The organism is Cedecea neteri NBRC 105707 = ATCC 33855 (genome assembly GCF_001571265.1).
GTDB classification, from domain to species: Bacteria; Pseudomonadota; Gammaproteobacteria; order Enterobacterales; family Enterobacteriaceae; genus Cedecea; species Cedecea neteri.
In genome coordinates this window covers 89059-104616 of sequence record NZ_BCTL01000006.1, presented here as the reverse complement: position 1 = coordinate 104616, position 15558 = coordinate 89059, and the positions used below count along the sequence as shown (strand labels likewise).

Below are 15558 nucleotides of genomic sequence, written 5' to 3'. Positions count from 1 at the left end.
AATGTTTTATTTTTTACTGCTGATTTCAGGCGTTATTTATTTACCATTCGGCCACGGAACCGTCGGCGTGACGCCATAAAGGGTTTCGCCAGTCGGTGACATTTTTACTGCGGGCAATCACCTGTTCTTCGTCAATTTCAACCCCAAGACCCGGCTTCATTAGCGGCAGGAAATAGCCTCCGTCCATTTTGAAGTCATCTTTATTCTTAACAAAGTCGAGCAGCTCGGCACCTTTGTTATAGTGAATGCCCATGCTTTGCTCCTGGAATACCGCATTGCGGGAAACAAAGTCGATGTGCAGGCAGGCCGCGAGCGCAATTGGCCCCAGCGGGCAGTGCGGTGCCAGAGAAACATCATAAGCTTCTGCCATTCCTGCAATTTTATAGCATTCGGTGATACCGCCTGCGTGAGAGAGATCGGGCTGCAGAATGGCAATCCCGCCCGCTTCCAGCACGCGTTTAAATTCGAAGCGAGAGAACATGCGTTCCCCGGCCGCAATAGGAATATGCGTTTGTGCCGCCAGACGCGGATAATATTCAGCCTGCTCTGCCAGAACCGGCTCTTCAATAAACAGAGGGCGATACGGCTCAAGCTCTTTAATTAATACTTTTGCCATCGGGGCGCTCACTCGCCCGTGGAAATCGAGGCCAAACTCAATTTCATTGCCGAAGGTTTCGCGAATTTGAGCCACGGTATTTACGGCGGCATCCACGGCACGGGAATTATCAATAATGCCCATTTCCTCGCAGCCGTTTAATTTAAAAGTATCAAAACCAATTTTGCGTAAAGATTTAATCCCGTCTATCACTTCCGCCGGACGGTCGCCGCCTACCCAGCTGTAGGCTTTAATTTTATCCCGCACCAGGCCGCCCATCAGCTGCCACACCGGCGCGTTGAGCACCTTACCTTTAATATCCCACAGCGCCTGATCGATCCCGGCAATCGCGCTCATCAGAATCGGGCCGCCGCGATAAAACCCACCGCGATACATCACCTGCCACAGGTCGTTAATGCGGGCCGGATCCTGGCCAATCAGGTATTCACTTAGCTCATGAACCGCCGCCTCAACGCTACGGGCGCGGCCTTCTATAACCGGCTCACCCCAGCCCACTACGCCTTCGTCAGTCTCAATTTTCAGGAACATCCAGCGCGGCGGTAAACGGTACGTTGTCAGTTTAGTAATTTTCATTGCATGGCCTCTTGATACGCTTTAACAAATGCTTTTGCCCTTTCGCTGGTGCGGCTCACCGGCTGCCCGGCGCGGTATAAATCGCTGCCCAGTCCTGCTCCGGCACAGCCTGCCTGCAGCCAGATATGCAGGTTTTCCGGCGTAACGCCGCCGACAGCAAATACCGGCACCTCCGGCGGAAGCACGGCTTTCAGCGCCTTAATGTAATCAGGCCCGAAGGCGGAGGAAGGGAAAATTTTTAGCGTCTGGGCGCCCGCATCCAGCGCGGAGAAAGCCTCGGAGGCCGTCGCGCAGCCCGCGCAAACCGTCATACCGTTTGCTACGGCGCGGCGGATCACCTCGGGCTGGGTATTCGGCGTGACCATCAGTTTGCTGCCCATTGCCGCCAGCTCGTCCACCTGCTCCGTCTTGAGCACCGTGCCCGCCCCGATTAGCGCTTTATCGCCAAACTCCGCGACCATAGAGGCGATGCTTTGCTGCCACTGCGGGGAGTTGAGGGGGATTTCCACCGCGTCAAAACCGGCGGCCAGCAACGCGATCACGTGCGCCTGAACCTCCTGCGGGGTGATGCCGCGTAAAATCGCGATCAGCGGAAGCTTAGTTTGCCACTGCATTTGCAATACTCCTTATTCCAGCCTGGAAAGCACTGTCGCCATCCACTACCTGGCTGCTAAAGCCGAGCAGGGATAAGGCCGCCTGGTAGCGGGCGCTGAGTGCAGGGTTGGCGACAATAGTGACGGGCTGCCCGGTTGAACAGGCGAAGCGGCGCGTCATCGTTGCGGCTTCGCTGCCAATCAGCAGCCCGGAAAGGAAATCGCTAACCTGCTCTCGCGGTAGCTTGCCCAGCACGTGCGCGGCGCGCACTTCAAACAGCTGCGGCAGCAGGTCGCCTCCGTGGATCCCGTGCTCAAGCCCGGCGTTGAACGCCTCGGGGCTGGCATGTTGCTCTGGCAGGCCGGTGCCAATCAGGGAGTGCTGAAGCAGCAGGTGGTGCAATTCGCCGGTCAATACGGTGCGGAAATCGAGCACCGCCTGTTCATCGGTCTGCACCCATTTGCAGTGGGTGCCGGGCATAATATAAAGCGGAGCTGGATGCAGTGAACGGGCGCCCAGCAGCTGGGTTTCTTCGCCGCGCATCACGTTTTGATTATCTTCGCGCTGCACGCACAGGCCAGGAATGATCCACGCCTGTTCGGCTACCGCCGTCATCTGTTCACTGAAAGTGGCAAAACGAGCAGGGCACGGCAGGTACGGGGCAATTTTCCAGCCCGCGTTGCTGCCCACCATCCCTGCCATCAGCACCGGCGTGGGCGTCTCTCGCCAGCCTGCAACAACCTCGCTAAACACCGCCTCCGGGGACCTGCCGCCCAGGCGCGTGACGCCTGAAGTACTTTTGCGGCTGTCGATACGCGCTCCGTCCTGGTAGAGCCAGGCGCGAAGGTTGGTCGATCCCCAGTCAATGGCGATGTAGCGAGATGTCATGTAATGTCCTTCAGTCGTTTGGTGGAGCTGGCGATCATGGTGAGCGCCGCCTGCTCCGCTGCCGCGCTGTCCTGATGACGGATAGCGTCATACAGCGCTTTATGCTCCTGGAGGGTTCTCGGCATGTTGGCCTCATCGCCCATCCAGGTGCGTTCAAAAACGGCCCGCTGCAGGGAGCTGATTGCAATGCTCAGCTGCTGCAGCACCGGGTTATGCACGGACTCCAGCACCGCTTCGTGGTAGCGGATATCCGCCTCGTTAAACGCATCACGGTGCTGGTTATTCGCCACCATGTCGTTCAGGGCGCTTTCTATCCGGGCCAGGTCATTCGACGTGGCGCGCTCCGCCGCCCAGCGGGCAATGGCGGGCTCCACCAGATTTCGTACTTCGCTCATCGCGGCTATCAGGCGCGGGTCGTAATCGTTGGCAAGCACCCACTGCAGCACCTCGGTATCGAGGTAGTTCCACTGGTTCCGGGGCTGCACGAACGCGCCACGGTAGCGCTTCATTTCAATCAGCCGCTTCGCCATCAGTGAGCGAAACACTTCCCGAATGATGTTGCGCGAAGTTTCAAACTCTTCGCACAGCTCGGCTTCTGCCGGTAATGCCGCGCCCGGCGCGTATTTACCACTAACGATTTGCTGCCCCAGCGTGACGATGATGCGGTCGGTTTTATTGAGGGTCATAACGGGTTCCTTGTGAACAAAGTCTTACCCGCTACTTTACCGCTCCCGCTGAATTTCACCGCATTTTTGAAGTACAAATGTGAGGGCAAATGCCGTTTCAATGCGCTCAATGTAGTACAATATATTGATGTTGTACTACAATATGGATCACATAATAGGCAATTGATGAGTGAAAGGATAAAAAAAGCCCCGGCAGAGCCAGGGCAGCAGGAGAGAGAAGAAGGGGTTAATTCAGCACAAACTTCTCGATAGCGTAGGCAACGCCGTCCTCCAGGTTGGATTTGGTCACGAAGTTGCTGACGGCTTTTACTTTGTCGATAGCGTTGTCCATCGCCACGCCCATGCCCGCATATTCCAGCATCGCGATGTCGTTTTCCTGATCGCCGATGGTCATCACTTCTTCAGGCTTAATGCCCAGTTTCTCCGCCAGTGACTTCACGCCGGTGCCTTTGTTGACGCGCTTGTCGAGAATTTCCAGGAAGTAAGGCGAGCTTTTCAGCAGCGTGTAGCGTTCAAAAACTTCGGCAGGAATTTTGGCGATGGCCTTGTCGAGGATGGCCGGTTCGTCAATCATCATGACCTTCAGGAACTCGCCGTTTTTATCCATGTTTTCCGCTTCGCAGAACATCAGAGGAATACTGGCGATAAAGGATTCATGCACCGTGTAATAGCTAATATCGCGGTTTGCGGTATACAGCGTGTGACGGTCAAGCGCGTGGAAGTGTGAGCCCACTTCGCGGGACAGGTTTTCCAGGTAGCGATAGTCGTCATAGTTCAGCGCCGTCTGGGCCACCGTGCTGCCATCGCTCGCCTTCTGCACCAGCGCACCGTTGTAGGTAATGCAGTAGTCGCCGGGCTTATCCATATGCAGCTCGCGCAGATAGCTTTCAACGCCAGCAAACGGACGACCAGTACAGATTACGACGTTCACGCCGCGCTCACGCGCCGCCGCAACGGCCTGTTTTACCGCCGGGGAGATGGTGTGGTCTGGCAGCAGCAGCGTGCCATCCATATCAATTGCAATCAGTTTTATGGCCATGGGATCTTCAGAGGTAATGGATTTACCTCATGCTAACGCGATTCCGCTCAAAAAACAGCAGCAAACACCGGGGAAAAGGAGGATGAAAGGCGGCGGGCAAACTCCTCTTTTAAAAGCCCCGGACATAGAGCCGGGGCCAACAAAAAGGTCAGCTGAACAACTTACCTTTCAACAGGTTAACGCCCGCGCTGAGCAGGTCATTATGGGCCTCCGGCGTGACTTCGCCATTTGGCGACAGCGCGTCGATCACCTTCGGCAGGTATTCGGCCAGCAAAGCGGAAGCCGAGCCGGTATCCACACCCAGTTTTTCCCCCAGCGCCGCAACGGACGGCGAACCAAGCGCCTGGGTTACCTGGTCGCCGCTCAGCGACTGATTTGTACTGTTACTGCTGAGCCACGAGGAGACGATTTCGCTTAAACCTCCCTGGCGCAGCTTGTCCAACAGCGCCTGAATACCGCCCTGCTGTTCTACCCAGCTTAGAATGGCCTGATATTTACCGGCGTCGCCGTTCAACAGCGAGCCCGCAACCTGATCAAAAAGCCCCATGATGTTTCCCTCTGTGATGTAGAAATTCGACAACGCAAAGTATAGCGCCCATAAAAAAAGCCGTGCTAAAAGCACGGCCTTCTTAATCGCGAGCGTTCAATATTAGATATCGATATTCGCCGCTTTCAGGGCGTTCTCTTCGATAAACGCACGGCGTGGTTCTACCGCGTCGCCCATCAGGGTGGTGAACAGCTGGTCTGCTGCAATCGCGTCTTTAACGGTAACGCGCAGCATGCGGCGGCTGTCCGGATCCATGGTGGTTTCCCACAGCTGTTCCGGGTTCATTTCGCCCAGACCTTTATAACGCTGGATAGCCAGACCACGGCGGGACTCTTTCTGCAGCCATTCCAGCGCCTGCTCGAAGCTGGTTACCGGCTGACGACGTTCGCCACGTTCGATAAACGCATCTTCTTCAATCAGGCCACGCAGCTTCTCACCGAGTGTGCAAAGACGGCCATATTCGCCCCCTTCGACAAACTCTTTTTCCAGCACGTAGTCGGTGTCCACGCCGTGAGTACGCACGCGTACAATCGGCTCAAACACGTTCAGCTCGCTGTTGTGGTGGATAGCGTATTTCCAGGTGCTGCCGTGCTGCTCTTTCTCGTTCAGCGTTACGGTCAGCGCAGAAATCCACTGCGTCACTTTCGCTTCATCAGTCAGGTCTGCAGCCTGCAGCGTCGGATGATAAACTAGGTTATTCAGCAGGTTGCGCGGGTAACGACGCTCCATGCGGCCAATCATTTTCTGCGCGGTGTTGTACTCGGCCACCAGCTTCTCAAGCGGCTCACCGGCCAGAGCAGGTGCGCTTGCGTTGGTGTGCAGGGTTGCGCCGTCAAGCGCGATGGAGATCTGATACTGGTCCATCGCCTCATCGTCTTTGATGTACTGTTCCTGCTTGCCTTTCTTCACTTTGTACAGCGGCGGCTGCGCGATGTAGACGTGACCACGCTCAACGATTTCCGGCATCTGACGGTAGAAGAAGGTCAGCAGCAGCGTACGGATGTGCGAACCATCCACGTCGGCATCGGTCATGATGATGATGTGGTGATAGCGCAGCTTGTCCGGGTTGTATTCGTCACGGCCGATACCGCAGCCCAGGGCTGTGATAAGCGTCGCCACTTCCTGAGAGGAGAGCATCTTGTCGAAGCGCGCCTTCTCAACGTTCAGGATTTTCCCTTTCAGCGGCAGGATCGCCTGGTTCTTACGGTTACGCCCCTGTTTTGCAGAGCCGCCCGCAGAGTCCCCTTCCACAAGGTACAGTTCAGACAGCGCCGGGTCGCGTTCCTGGCAGTCCGCCAGCTTGCCCGGCAGGCCTGCAAGATCAAGCGCGCCTTTACGACGGGTCATTTCACGTGCGCGACGTGCGGCTTCACGGGCACGCGCAGCATCGATAATTTTGCCGACAACGATTTTCGCGTCGCCAGGATGTTCAAGCAGGTATTCGGCCAGCAGTTCGTTCATCTGCTGCTCAACCGCAGATTTCACTTCCGAAGAAACCAGTTTGTCTTTGGTCTGGGAAGAGAATTTAGGATCCGGTACCTTCACGGAAACCACGGCAATCAGGCCTTCACGCGCATCGTCACCGGTAGCGCTGACTTTGGCTTTTTTGCTGTAGCCTTCTTTGTCCATGTAGGCATTCAGGGTACGGGTCATCGCCGCACGGAAGCCCGCAAGGTGAGTCCCGCCGTCGCGCTGAGGAATGTTGTTGGTGAAGCAGTAAATGTTTTCCTGGAAACCGTCGTTCCACTGCAGCGCCACTTCCACGCCGATACCGTCTTTTTCAGTGCTGAAATAGAACACGTTCGGGTGAATAGGCGTTTTGTTCTTGTTGAGGTACTCAACAAACGCCTTGATGCCGCCTTCGTAGTGGAAGTGATCCTGCTTGCCGTCGCGCTTGTCGTTCAGGCGAATAGACACGCCGGAGTTCAGGAACGAAAGCTCACGCAGGCGCTTAGCCAGGATGTCGTACTCAAATTCCACCACGTTGGTGAAAGTTTCATGGCTCGGCCAGAAACGCACCTGGGTGCCGGTCAGTTCGGTTTCGCCAGTGACCGCCAGCGGAGCCTGCGGCACGCCGTGCACGTAGGTTTGCTGATGGGTTTTGCCTTCGCGGCGGATCAACAGTTCCAGCTTCTGGGACAGGGCGTTAACAACAGAAACGCCTACGCCGTGCAGGCCGCCAGAAACTTTATAGGAGTTATCGTCAAATTTACCGCCGGCGTGCAGTACGGTCATGATAACTTCCGCAGCCGAGACGCCCTCTTCCGGGTGAATACCGGTTGGAATACCACGGCCGTCATCGGTTACCGAAACGGAGTTATCCGCGTGGATAGTGACCACGATGTCTTTACAGTGGCCCGCGAGCGCTTCGTCGATAGCGTTATCCACGACCTCAAATACCATGTGGTGCAGACCGGTGCCGTCATCCGTATCGCCGATATACATGCCCGGGCGTTTACGTACCGCATCCAGCCCCTTAAGGACTTTGATACTGGAGGAGTCATAAGAATTCGACATCAACGTTTCTCGCTCATTTAATCTTGGGTTAATCCGCTATTTTACCCTGATCCACGGCGAACATCTTTGAATTTTTGTCCGCCATATCCATCACATGTTCGGCGCTGATCGCGCTAACAAAAACCTGTGATTCCGTGGCCTTTAACCGGCTGGCCAACAGGCCACGCCTGGCATCATCCAGTTCAGAGGCAAAATCATCTATCAGATACAGGCAACGCCGCCCGTTCTGCCGGGTGAGAAACTCACCCTGCGCCAGTCGTAAGGCGCACATCAGTAATTTAAGCTGCCCGCGCGAGAGCGTGTCTTCTACCGGCGCCCCGTCGGCACGGATACGAAAATCCGCTTTATGCGGGCCGTGTGCGGTATAGGTCAGCATCCGGTCGCGTTCGAAATTACGCTCCAGCACTTCGCTGTAGTCGCTCTCTTTCTCCCAGCCGCGCTGGAAGGAAAAGCTCAGTGCGAATTCCGGCAGAAATTGCGCACAGGTATCGGCCATATCTTCCGCAATGGCGGCGCTATAATCGGCGCGCCAGCGGCTGATCTGCTCGGCCAGCGGAATCAGTTCCTGATCCCAAGGGCGCAGCTGTGCGTAGCGTGTCACCTGGCGCAACGCGGCGTTGCGTTGCTTCAGCAGGCGTTTGAGGTTACTCCAGGCCACAAAAAAGCCGGGTTCATTGTGAAAACAGCCCCAATCAAGGAAAGCTCTACGGTATTTGGGGCCGCCGCCCAGCAAAGTAAACCCCTCTGGGGTAATCAGCTGCATCGGCATCATCATCGCCAGTTCGGCGATTTTGTGGCCGTCGCTGCCGTCAATGCGCACTTTGCTGTCGCCGGTGCGGTCTTTGGTCAGGCCGATTGAGGTTTCCCTTTCACCGTCCTGCAGCCGCCCGTGCAAAACAAAAGCGTTCTGCTCATGGCGGATCACGCGTTCAATTTTCAGGCTGCGAAAAGCGCGGCCGTGCCCGAGGGTATAAATTGCCTCAAGCACGCTGGTTTTGCCGCTGCCGTTAGCACCGACCAGAAAATTAAAGCCAGGAGAAAGAGCGAGATCCGCGTTTTCGATGTTGCGAAAGTCTTTAATCAGCAAACGCGTAAGTGACATCTACAGTCTCATTGGCATAACAACATAGGCCGCCGCCTGGCTGGCCGCGTCTTCAATCTGCACGCTGGAAACGGAGTCGGTCAGCAGGATGCGGACGTTCTCGCACTTCAGGGCGTTCAGCACGTCCAGCACATAGCTGACGTTGAAGCCGATTTCCATCTCGGTACCGTCGTAGGAAACGTCCAGAATTTCTTCTGCTTCTTCCTGCTCCGGGTTGTTTGCCGTGATTTTCAGCTGGTTTGCGCTGACGAACAGGCGCACGCCGCGGAATTTCTCGTTCGACAAGATAGCCGCCCGGGCAAACGCCTGTTTCAGCAGGTCACAGCCTGCATCGAGGTGTTTATCCGGGTTCTTCGGCAGCACGCGGCGATAGTCCGGGAAGCGGCCGTCCACCAGTTTAGAGGTGAAGATGAAGTCACCGACGTGAGCGCGAATGTTATTGCTGCCGATCTGCACGCGCAGCGGGGTTTCGCCGCCGTCAAGCATGCGCATCAGCTCAATCACGCCTTTACGCGGCACGATGACGGAATGATTTGGCAAAGGCTGCCCAACCGGCATCGAACAGACCGCCAGGCGGTGGCCGTCCGTTGCGACGGTACGCAGGTCTTCACCTTCGGTTTCGAACAGCATGCCGTTCAGGTAATAGCGAACGTCCTGATGCGCCATCGAGAACTGTGTGGCTTCTATCAGGCGCTTCATGGTCGCCTGCGGCAGGGTAAATTCTACCTCGCTCTGCCAGTCGTCCAGGTTAGGGAAGTCCGCCGCCGGCAGCGTGGAAAGCGAAAAGCGGCTACGCCCGGAGCGCACCAGCATGCGGTCACCCTCCAGCTGTACCGCAATTTCAGCCCCTTCCGGCAGGCCACGGCAGATATCGAAGAATTTACGTGCCGGTACGGTCGTGGCCCCAGGTTCATGAGGCTGTACCAGCGCCACGCGCGCCACCATCTCCATTTCCAGATCGGTACCGGTTAAAGAGAGTGCACCTTCAGCCACCTGCAGCAGCAGGTTGCCCAGGATAGGCAGGGTCGGGCGGCCTCCGAGGGGGCCACTTACCTGCTGCAGCGGTTTTAATAAATGTTCACGTTCAACGGTAAATTTCATAGCGTCACGAAGATAATGTTCTGATTAAATTGGAGAAATCTTCTTTGATATCGTGGCTTTCTTCACGCAACTGCTCAATCTTACGGCAGGCATGCAAAACCGTGGTGTGGTCGCGTCCACCAAAAGCATCGCCAATTTCCGGCAGGCTATGGTTGGTCAGCTCTTTTGCCAGCGCCATCGCCATCTGGCGCGGGCGGGCAACGGAACGAGAGCGACGCTTGGACAGCAGGTCAGCGACCTTAATTTTATAATACTCGGCCACCGTTTTCTGAATATTATCGATGGTGACCAGCTTCTCCTGAAGCGCCAGCAGATCGCGCAGCGCTTCACGAACGAAGTCGATAGTGATCGCCCGGCCGGTAAAGTTGGCGTTGGCAATCACGCGGTTCAGCGCCCCTTCCAGCTCGCGGACGTTAGAGCGCAGTCGCTTGGCAATAAAGAAGGCCACTTCGCCCGGCAGACGGATATCGTTCTCGTCGGCCTTTTTCATCAGGATCGCCACACGCGTTTCAAGTTCAGGTGGTTCGATCGCCACCGTCAGCCCCCAGCCGAAACGGGATTTCAAACGATCCTCAACGCCGTTGATCTCTTTTGGATAGCGATCCGACGTCAGAATGATCTGTTGATTACCTTCCAGCAGGGCATTAAAGGTGTGGAAAAACTCTTCCTGAGAACGTTCTTTATTGGCAAAAAACTGAATGTCATCGATAAGCAGCGCATCCACCGAGCGGTAGTAGCGTTTGAACTCTTCGATGGCGTTGTTCTGCAACGCTTTAACCATGTCCTGAACAAAGCGCTCAGAGTGCATGTACACCACTTTGGCATTCGGCTTGCGCGCCATGATGCCGTTACCCACCGCATGTAAAAGGTGCGTTTTACCTAAACCGGTGCCGCCATAAAGGAAGAGTGGATTATACGCGCCGCCTGGGTTATCGGCCACCTGGCGTGCCGCTGCGCGGGCCAGCTGGTTCGATTTACCTTCAACGAAGTTATCAAAGGTGTGTTTCTGGTTAACGTTAGAACGGTAGGACGGCTCAGCGGGCGCAGGCATGTTATCCCAGCTTGGGCGCATCGGCGCCGCAGCGCGCGCAACCTGAGCAGGTGCCGCCGTAGTTGCCAGTTCGGCAACGGGCTGAGTCACGGGCTTACTGCCGACTTCGAAGCGCAGCAAAGGCGCGTCGGTGCCGCAGAAGTCATTGAGCAGTCCATTGATATTATTAAGGTACTTATCACGCACCCAGTCGAGCACAAAACGATTAGGCGCGTACAAAGCCAGCGTGTTATCGCTCAGTTCCGCCTGTAGGGGGCGTATCCACATACTGAATTCTGTGGCTGGTAACTCATCCTGCAATCGGGCAAGACACTGCTGCCAAAGCGAAAGTGACACGGCGGACTCCACTCGAACAAAGTCGATAAAAAGACGAAGACTGAAAGTTATACATTCATGATTGTTGACACGCGCTCTCAGGCTGTGGGAGGCGCGCGAACCGCTATTTGCGGTTTCCCCGGTGAAGGCTGGATCACGATCGGGACCGCGGATCATAGCCTAAAGCGCGGCAGAGATCTTCTGTTTCTCACAGATTCTTCACGAATTATCCACAGGGAAGTTTTGAGCGGGTTAAGTGTAATCGATCCTGGCACACGTGCAGTGTATAACCGTCTCATATTGGAAAATTTAATGACTAGCGCACAAATATCGCTAAAGGGATCTGATGAAGATCCGTGCGGATCCTTGCGCTTTCGCCGCAAGCCCGTATAATTCTCCACCCGTCGCGTAATGCCGCTGTACTTCAGCGGAGATCCGGGCCTCTTTTCGGGGTCAAAAAGGGCGCAGCAGTAAGGGAATTGAATTGACTCCGGAGTGTACAATTATTACAATCCGGCCTCTTTAATCAGCCACACTGAAGCGTAAGTCGTTCGCAGACCCTGTAGGGCATTACGCAAATCCAGTGAAATTTAATAGTTTAGGTAGAAATCGCCATGAAACGCACTTTTCAACCGTCCGTACTGAAGCGCAACCGTTCTCACGGCTTCCGTGCTCGTATGGCTACTAAAAATGGTCGTCAGGTTCTGGCACGTCGTCGTGCTAAAGGCCGCTCCCGTCTGACCGTTTCTAAGTAATAAAAGCTAACCCCTGCGTGGTTAAGCTAGCTTTTCCCAGGGAGTTACGTTTGTTAACTCCCCATCATTTCACATTCGTCTTCCAGCAGCCTCAACGGGCTGGCACGCCGCAAATCACCATCCTCGGCCGCCTGAATACGCTGGGGCATCCCCGCATCGGTCTCACCGTCGCTAAGAAAAACGTTAAACGCGCCCATGAACGCAATCGGATTAAACGTCTGACGCGTGAAAGCTTCCGTCTACGTCAACACGAACTGCCATCAATGGATTTCGTGGTAGTAGCGAAAAAAGGGGTTGCCGACCTGGATAACCGGGCTTTATCGGAAGCATTGGAAAAGTTATGGCGCCGCCATTGTCGCCAGGCTCACGGGTCCTGATAGCCCTCATCAGGGTCTATCAACGCCTGATTAGTCCGCTTCTCGGGCCGCATTGTCGTTTCACCCCAACCTGTTCTCACTACGGAATTGAGGCCTTGCGCAGGTTTGGAGTGTTAAAAGGCAGTTGGTTAACGATGAAACGCGTACTAAAATGCCACCCTTTGAACCCTGGTGGAGACGATCCCGTTCCGCCCGGACCTTTTGATACCAGAGAACACTAACGATGGATTCGCAACGCAATCTTTTTCTCATCGCTTTGTTGTTCGTGTCTTTCATGATCTGGCAAGCCTGGGAGCAGGACCACGCTCCTCAACCTCAGGTGCAGCAGACCACGCAGACCACGAACAGCCAGGGTAACGCCGCTAACCAAGGTGTGCCGGCCAGTGGCCAGGGAAAACTCATTACGGTTAAAACTGACGTTCTTGAACTGACCATCAACACCCGCGGTGGTGATGTAGAACAAGCGCTGTTGCCAACCTACCCGAAAGAGTTGAAATCCGCAGAGCCTTTCCAGCTGCTGGAAACCACGCCTGAATTTATCTACCAGGCGCAGAGCGGCCTGACCGGTCGTGATGGCCCGGATAACCCGGCGAACGGCGATCGTCCACTGTATAACGTCACTGCCGATACCTTCGCGCTGGCGGAAGGCCAGAACGAGCTGGTTGTTCCGCTGACCTTTACCGATGCGGCAGGCAACACCTTCACCAAGACCTTCACCCTGAAACGCGGTGAGTTCTCCGTGGGTGTCGACTACAACGTGAAGAACGTGGGCGAGAAACCGCTGGAGCTGGCAACCTTTGGTCAGCTGAAGCAGTCCATCAATCTGCCTTCTCATCGCGATACCGGCAGCAGCAACTTTGCACTGCACACCTTCCGTGGTGCGGCGTACTCCACTCCGGACGCGAAATACGAAAAAGTTAAGTTCGACAACATCGCTGACGGTGAAAACCTGAACGTCAACGCTAACAGCGGTTGGGTGGCGATGCTGCAGCAATACTTTGCTACCGCATGGGTGCCACATACTCAGGGCGCGAACAACTTCTATACCACCAAGCTGAACAACAACGTGGCGGCGATTGGCTACAAATCTGCTTCTCAGATCGTGCAGCCAGGCCAGACGGCTCAGATGGGCAGCACCCTGTGGGTCGGCCCAGAGATTCAGGACAAAATGGCGGCCGTTGCGCCACACCTTGACCTGACCGTGGATTACGGCTGGCTGTGGTTCATCTCTCAGCCGCTGTTTAAGCTGCTGAAATTTATCCACAGCTTCATCGGTAACTGGGGCTTCTCCATTATCGTTATCACCTTTATCGTTCGTGGCATCATGTACCCGCTGACCAAAGCGCAGTACACCTCGATGGCCAAAATGCGTATGCTGCAGCCAAAACTGGCGGCCATGCGTGAGCGTATCGGTGACGACAAGCAGCGTATGAGCCAGGAAATGATGGCGCTGTACAAAGCTGAGAAGGTTAACCCGCTGGGCGGCTGCTTCCCGCTGATCATCCAGATGCCAATCTTCCTGGCGCTGTACTACATGCTGATGGGCTCCGTTGAACTGCGCCACGCGCCGTTTGCACTGTGGATCCACGACTTGTCTGCACAGGACCCGTACTACATCCTGCCGATTCTGATGGGCGCCACGATGTTCTTCATCCAGAAGATGTCGCCGACCACCGTAACCGACCCGATGCAGCAGAAGATCATGACCTTTATGCCGGTCATCTTCACCGTGTTCTTCCTGTGGTTCCCGTCAGGTCTGGTGCTGTACTATATCGTCAGCAACCTGGTGACCATCCTTCAGCAGCAGCTGATTTATCGCGGTCTGGAAAAGCGTGGCCTGCATAGCCGCGACAAAAAAAAGACCTGATAACATCTGGCGTTAAGCTTACGAAAGGCGGTCTATTGACCGCCTTTTTCTTTTTGATTCAAGGTCTGAGATAAACGATGAGCAATCATGACACTATCATTGCCCAGGCTACTCCGCCGGGGCGTGGCGGCGTAGGTATCCTGCGTATTTCCGGCCGTCAGGCGCGCGAGGTCGCAGAAGCGGTTCTCGGTAAGCTGCCGAAACCGCGCTACGCGGATTACCTTCCCTTCCGCGATGCCGACGGCAGCGCGCTGGATCAGGGCATTGCGCTGTGGTTTCCTGGCCCGAACTCCTTCACCGGTGAAGATGTTCTCGAGCTACAGGGGCACGGCGGCCCAGTCATCCTCGACCTGCTGTTAAAACGCATCCTGACGCTGCCTGGCCTGCGTATTGCCAACCCCGGTGAGTTTTCTGAACGCGCTTTCCTGAACGATAAGCTCGACCTGGCGCAGGCAGAAGCCATTGCTGACCTGATCGACGCCAGCTCCGAACAGGCCGCTCGCTCGGCGCTCAACTCGCTTCAGGGCGCTTTCTCTTCGCGTATTAACCATCTGGTAGAAGCGCTGACTCACCTGCGTATTTACGTGGAAGCGGCTATCGACTTCCCGGACGAAGAGATCGACTTCCTCTCTGACGGTAAAATCGAAGCCCAGCTGCATCGGGTCATTGGCGACCTCGATGCGGTGCGCGCCGAAGCTCGTCAGGGCAGCCTGCTGCGCGAAGGCATGAAGGTGGTTATCGCCGGGCGTCCTAATGCCGGTAAATCCAGCCTGCTGAACGCGCTGGCCGGGCGCGAGGCCGCTATCGTCACCGACATCGCTGGCACCACGCGTGACGTCCTGCGCGAACATATCCACATCGACGGCATGCCGCTGCATATCATCGATACCGCAGGCCTGCGTGAAGCCAGCGATGAAGTCGAACGCATCGGGATTGAACGCGCCTGGCAAGAGATTGAGCAGGCCGATCGCGTGCTGTTCATGGTGGATGGCACCACCACCGATGCCGTTGACCCGGCCGCCATCTGGCCAGATTTTATCGCTCGTCTGCCGGAGCGTTTGCCGATTACCGTGGTGCGCAATAAAGCTGACGTGACCGGCGAGACGCTTGGCCTGAGCGAAGTAAATGGTCACTCACTTGTTCGCCTTTCCGCACGTACCGGGGAAGGTGTCGACGTGCTGCGCGCGCATCTGAAAGAGAGCATGGGCTTTGAAACCAACATGGAAGGTGGCTTCCTCGCCCGTCGCCGTCACCTGCAGGCGCTTGAGCAATCCGCTGAACACCTGCAACAGGGCAAAGCCCAGCTGCTGGGTGCCTGGGCCGGAGAATTGCTGGCAGAAGAGCTGCGCCTGGCGCAGCAGAACTTAAGTGAAATCACCGGCGAATTCAGCTCTGACGATCTGTTAGGGCGCATCTTCTCGAGCTTCTGTATCGGGAAATAAACCCTTACCACCGCCCCGTGTCACACTTCCGGAAACGGGGCGTTTCCTTATTTTTAAAATACTTCATCATTTCAATACGATGTCTTCA

At 55.8% G+C, this 15558-nt stretch carries 15 protein-coding genes; 5 read left to right on the top strand and 10 right to left on the bottom strand.

Annotated elements, in window-relative coordinates; all coding sequences use genetic code 11:
- Positions 1 to 40: 40 nt before the first annotated feature.
- The 10 genes from dgoD to dnaA form a co-directional block, all read right to left on the bottom strand.
- Positions 41 to 1189 carry a galactonate dehydratase gene (gene dgoD, locus CNE01S_RS03190; protein WP_038477606.1) on the bottom strand — a complete coding sequence of 383 codons (1149 nt, stop codon included), beginning with the start codon at positions 1187 to 1189 and terminating at the stop codon, positions 41 to 43.
- Positions 1186 to 1803, bottom strand: coding sequence for a 2-dehydro-3-deoxy-6-phosphogalactonate aldolase (locus CNE01S_RS03185; RefSeq protein ID WP_061273382.1), 618 nt, complete (start codon positions 1801 to 1803; stop codon positions 1186 to 1188). Before CNE01S_RS03185 ends, dgoD begins: the two co-directional genes overlap by 4 nt.
- A complete protein-coding gene (locus CNE01S_RS03180) occupies positions 1787 to 2671 on the bottom strand; it encodes a 2-dehydro-3-deoxygalactonokinase (protein ID WP_061273380.1) in 885 nt (294 codons plus the stop codon). The genes CNE01S_RS03185 and CNE01S_RS03180 overlap by 17 nt, the downstream gene beginning before the upstream one ends.
- Positions 2668 to 3357 carry a D-galactonate utilization transcriptional regulator DgoR gene (gene dgoR, locus CNE01S_RS03175; protein WP_061273379.1) on the bottom strand — a complete coding sequence of 230 codons (690 nt, stop codon included), beginning with the start codon at positions 3355 to 3357 and terminating at the stop codon, positions 2668 to 2670. The genes CNE01S_RS03180 and dgoR overlap by 4 nt, the downstream gene beginning before the upstream one ends.
- A gap of 226 nt (positions 3358 to 3583) precedes the next feature.
- Positions 3584 to 4396, bottom strand: a complete 813-nt coding sequence (gene yidA / locus CNE01S_RS03170; protein ID WP_061273377.1) for a sugar-phosphatase — start codon at positions 4394 to 4396, stop codon at positions 3584 to 3586.
- A 148-nt stretch (positions 4397 to 4544) separates the two neighbouring features.
- A complete protein-coding gene (locus CNE01S_RS03165; RefSeq protein WP_061273375.1) occupies positions 4545 to 4943 on the bottom strand; it encodes a YidB family protein in 399 nt (132 codons plus the stop codon).
- 102 nt (positions 4944 to 5045) lie between these two features.
- Positions 5046 to 7460, bottom strand: coding sequence for a DNA topoisomerase (ATP-hydrolyzing) subunit B (gene gyrB, locus CNE01S_RS03160; RefSeq protein WP_061273373.1), 2415 nt, complete (start codon positions 7458 to 7460; stop codon positions 5046 to 5048).
- A 28-nt stretch (positions 7461 to 7488) separates the two neighbouring features.
- A complete protein-coding gene (recF, locus tag CNE01S_RS03155) occupies positions 7489 to 8562 on the bottom strand; it encodes a DNA replication/repair protein RecF (RefSeq protein ID WP_061273371.1) in 1074 nt (357 codons plus the stop codon).
- Positions 8563 to 9663: a DNA polymerase III subunit beta gene (gene dnaN / locus CNE01S_RS03150; RefSeq protein ID WP_038477583.1), complete on the bottom strand. Its 1101-nt coding sequence runs from the start codon at positions 9661 to 9663 to the stop codon at positions 8563 to 8565. It lies immediately after the preceding gene.
- A gap of 4 nt (positions 9664 to 9667) precedes the next feature.
- Positions 9668 to 11050 carry a chromosomal replication initiator protein DnaA gene (gene dnaA / locus CNE01S_RS03145; RefSeq protein ID WP_061273484.1) on the bottom strand — a complete coding sequence of 461 codons (1383 nt, stop codon included), beginning with the start codon at positions 11048 to 11050 and terminating at the stop codon, positions 9668 to 9670.
- A gap of 593 nt (positions 11051 to 11643) precedes the next feature.
- Between dnaA and rpmH the strand changes: the two genes are divergently transcribed.
- From rpmH to mnmE, 5 genes are all read left to right on the top strand, one after another.
- A complete protein-coding gene (gene rpmH / locus CNE01S_RS24265; protein ID WP_003849659.1) occupies positions 11644 to 11784 on the top strand; it encodes a 50S ribosomal protein L34 in 141 nt (46 codons plus the stop codon).
- Between the two features lie 17 nt (positions 11785 to 11801).
- Positions 11802 to 12161 carry a ribonuclease P protein component gene (gene rnpA / locus CNE01S_RS03140; protein WP_061273369.1) on the top strand — a complete coding sequence of 120 codons (360 nt, stop codon included), beginning with the start codon at positions 11802 to 11804 and terminating at the stop codon, positions 12159 to 12161.
- A complete protein-coding gene (gene yidD, locus CNE01S_RS24260) occupies positions 12125 to 12382 on the top strand; it encodes a membrane protein insertion efficiency factor YidD (RefSeq protein ID WP_071530513.1) in 258 nt (85 codons plus the stop codon). The genes rnpA and yidD overlap by 37 nt, the downstream gene beginning before the upstream one ends.
- A gap of 2 nt (positions 12383 to 12384) precedes the next feature.
- Positions 12385 to 14028, top strand: coding sequence for a membrane protein insertase YidC (gene yidC / locus CNE01S_RS03135; RefSeq protein WP_061273368.1), 1644 nt, complete (start codon positions 12385 to 12387; stop codon positions 14026 to 14028).
- A 77-nt stretch (positions 14029 to 14105) separates the two neighbouring features.
- The gene (gene mnmE / locus CNE01S_RS03130) at positions 14106 to 15470 is read left to right on the top strand and encodes a tRNA uridine-5-carboxymethylaminomethyl(34) synthesis GTPase MnmE (RefSeq protein WP_061273366.1); all 1365 of its coding nucleotides are present in this window, start codon (positions 14106 to 14108) and stop codon (positions 15468 to 15470) included.
- Positions 15471 to 15558 lie beyond the last annotated feature (88 nt).

Bases quoted from the DNA above. Each gene is read 5' to 3' on its own strand.
- dgoD (WP_038477606.1), bottom strand. From the start codon at position 1,189: ATGAAAATTACTAAACTGACAACGTACCGTTTACCGCCGCGCTGGATG.
- CNE01S_RS03185 (WP_061273382.1), bottom strand. From the start codon at position 1,803: ATGCAGTGGCAAACTAAGCTTCCGCTGATCGCGATTTTACGCGGCATC.
- CNE01S_RS03180 (WP_061273380.1), bottom strand. From the start codon at position 2,671: ATGACATCTCGCTACATCGCCATTGACTGGGGATCGACCAACCTTCGC.
- dgoR (WP_061273379.1), bottom strand. From the start codon at position 3,357: ATGACCCTCAATAAAACCGACCGCATCATCGTCACGCTGGGGCAGCAA.
- yidA (WP_061273377.1), bottom strand. From the start codon at position 4,396: ATGGCCATAAAACTGATTGCAATTGATATGGATGGCACGCTGCTGCTG.
- CNE01S_RS03165 (WP_061273375.1), bottom strand. From the start codon at position 4,943: ATGGGGCTTTTTGATCAGGTTGCGGGCTCGCTGTTGAACGGCGACGCC.
- gyrB (WP_061273373.1), bottom strand. From the start codon at position 7,460: ATGTCGAATTCTTATGACTCCTCCAGTATCAAAGTCCTTAAGGGGCTG.
- recF (WP_061273371.1), bottom strand. From the start codon at position 8,562: ATGTCACTTACGCGTTTGCTGATTAAAGACTTTCGCAACATCGAAAAC.
- dnaN (WP_038477583.1), bottom strand. From the start codon at position 9,663: ATGAAATTTACCGTTGAACGTGAACATTTATTAAAACCGCTGCAGCAG.
- rpmH (WP_003849659.1), top strand. From the start codon at position 11,644: ATGAAACGCACTTTTCAACCGTCCGTACTGAAGCGCAACCGTTCTCAC.
- yidD (WP_071530513.1), top strand. From the start codon at position 12,125: ATGGCGCCGCCATTGTCGCCAGGCTCACGGGTCCTGATAGCCCTCATC.
- yidC (WP_061273368.1), top strand. From the start codon at position 12,385: ATGGATTCGCAACGCAATCTTTTTCTCATCGCTTTGTTGTTCGTGTCT.
- mnmE (WP_061273366.1), top strand. From the start codon at position 14,106: ATGAGCAATCATGACACTATCATTGCCCAGGCTACTCCGCCGGGGCGT.